This is a genomic window from Bacillus sp. GMs2/2 (assembly GCF_050172095.1).
Lineage (GTDB): Bacteria > Bacillota > Bacilli > Bacillales > Bacillaceae_G > Bacillus_A > Bacillus_A cereus.
Map to the genome: position 1 here is coordinate 1 of NZ_JBNLYE010000497.1, position 2,398 is coordinate 2,398.

Below are 2,398 nucleotides of genomic sequence, written 5' to 3' on the forward strand. Positions count from 1 at the left end.
ACTATATTTTTCTAGATTTTTAAACATAAACACCCAGATCAAACTAAATACCAAAATAGAACTCTTCTTATCATTTAATATACAAATTTACGGAACACCGAATATCTGTAGACAGTATAAATACTAATATTCGTGATTTTTTTCATAAATATATAGTACAGCACTTAAAAAACAAACGATCATTCCTGTTCATTATGAGCATTTCAGTAAAGAAAATAATCTCAGAATTAATTCAGAATAATATGAGATAAATCTACAGAATTAGTTGCGACAACATACTTAGGTTATTCTGAACTTATTCTTACCTTAAACTCATTGATAGAACTAGGTTCCGCGGAATATTTAGAAGCTTAGATTTACCTTGAAGCTCTCCTGGTAAGGGTATCTTGATTCAGCTATGAATCAGATTCCGTTGCCAGGCAGATTTTCATAAAACTACGTAGGCGGGGCGGCGGCCATTCCCATTCCTCGCATATCGTCCTCCTTCAACATCGGCCCATCATTCGCCTTCCATCCATTCCTACACATCTATATATCCACCTATACCACAACTTCACGCCCTGTCTAGCCATGCCCATATGTCTCCGCATAGCCCCGCAATGTCCTGGCCCTGGAACCCCACCAAGCCCCAAAGAAAACACATCAACCGAGAATCCCCTATTGCTTGTTTGTGTGGTTTTCGTATACAATTGCGGTACACAATTTTTAGGACAAAGGAGTATATAAACATGACTTGGGAACTTTCTGTTGATGTTTTCCTTTCTGATCTGTTAAAACATGGCCGTAAATCTTCCACCGTTAAACAATACCGCTACGATCTCACAGTTTTTACATCATGGATTCAGAAACATGTCAAATTGCCCCCAGAATCGTTTTTTCGTTCTTTTGATGCAAATGTATTAGACGAATACTTAAAAGCTCTTAAAAAGGAACGTGGGGCGTCGCTTTCTAATATCAAACGTGTACGAGGCATTCTGATTAACTTTTTACAATTTCATGGTGTGGCCCAGGATTTAAAAAGTGATGTCTCCCCTCCTGGACTAACTTCTAAACATTTTGCATCGGATCAAGAAATAAAAAAACTATTCCGTGTCATGCGTAGTTATAACGGATTAACCGACTACCAAGCAACAGGAAGAAAATTTATTCTAGAACGTAATCTTTTATTAATTCATTTCATGTTAGATTATGGGCTATCTATCCAGGACATTCTTACGCTTTCTATGCATGATGTACACTTTGGGACAAATACTATTAACCCAGGAGGATTACACGCCCACAAACGATCTATTACCCTTTCAAAAGAGCATGTAAAACTTGCCTTATCTTATTACAACAAGATTCCTAGTCTTGTTAGGCCGCGACAACAAACGGGCGATCCCTTCTTTGTGGCGTTTGATTTCGGCCCGCAAACGTTCCGTTGGGATTATGAAAAAGACCAACCTGCCGCTTTAACTCGAATCGCTGTACAACGCATGTTACAGAAAGAAGCGAAACGCGCTGAAATCCATGTAACGCCTACTATGCTACGGAACCGTTTTATATTAAATGCGCTACAAAATGGCATGAAATCCATTGAAATTAAAGCCTATTTGGGATTAAAAAGCATTGAGGCTCTACATAGATATGTTCAGTTTTGGCATAAACAGCAATAAAAAGAAGACCAAACTAAAAAAATCTAGTTTGGTCTTCTTTTTATTTTAAATTCATTAACAATTATTTTTTTCACATCACTATAAAATACCATTATTAGCATCCCTGATATAGTTATAAATAAAGAAATTCCTTCAATACCAATAAATATCCCTACAAATATAAGAACAATACCTATAAAAAAACCAAAATCATTTTCATCATCTTTCTCATATTCATCCTTATTTTTTTTATCTAAATTTTCGCTAGCATTTTCTGATTCTTTTATTAACTCATCAATTGTTACTTCATATAATTCACTAAGTAAAATCAAATTATCGATATCAGGATAACTTTTATTGTTCTCCCATTTATAGACAGCTTGTCTAGTTACTCCAACTTTTTGAGCCACATCTTCTTGTGAAAAGTTCTTTGATTGACGAAACCATTTCAATTGCGAACCTAAATTCATATTATTCACCTCTAAGAAATCATTACATATAAACCTTTAATGAATAAAGAAACCATTAATCTAATACATGTAAACTAATGGTTCACACATTATTCCCCCTTAATAAATTATCCTCTACATTCAATTAATATAATTTATAAAGCAGTTTTAAAGATTTTATTTATTATTGAATTGGTTAAAAGACTGTATAAAATCTTGCATATCTTTAGATTTTTTTGAAGCACTAGTGATGCCTCATTATCAAGAAAATAAATCATGATAAAATACTACGCAACAGATTATTGCATGACTGTT

At 34.2% G+C, this 2,398-nt stretch carries 2 protein-coding genes; one reads left to right on the forward strand and one right to left on the reverse strand.

What is annotated here, in order from left to right; all coding sequences use genetic code 11:
* Positions 1-728: 728 nt before the first annotated feature.
* A complete protein-coding gene (locus ACQGS6_RS26580; RefSeq protein ID WP_426965881.1) occupies positions 729-1,655 on the forward strand; it encodes a tyrosine-type recombinase/integrase in 927 nt (308 codons plus the stop codon).
* A gap of 23 nt (positions 1,656-1,678) precedes the next feature.
* On the opposite strand, the gene ACQGS6_RS26585 is transcribed toward ACQGS6_RS26580, so the two are convergent.
* Positions 1,679-2,104 (reverse strand): helix-turn-helix domain-containing protein, encoded by a 426-nt coding sequence (locus tag ACQGS6_RS26585; RefSeq protein WP_426965882.1) that lies wholly within the window; start codon positions 2,102-2,104, stop codon positions 1,679-1,681.
* Positions 2,105-2,398 lie beyond the last annotated feature (294 nt).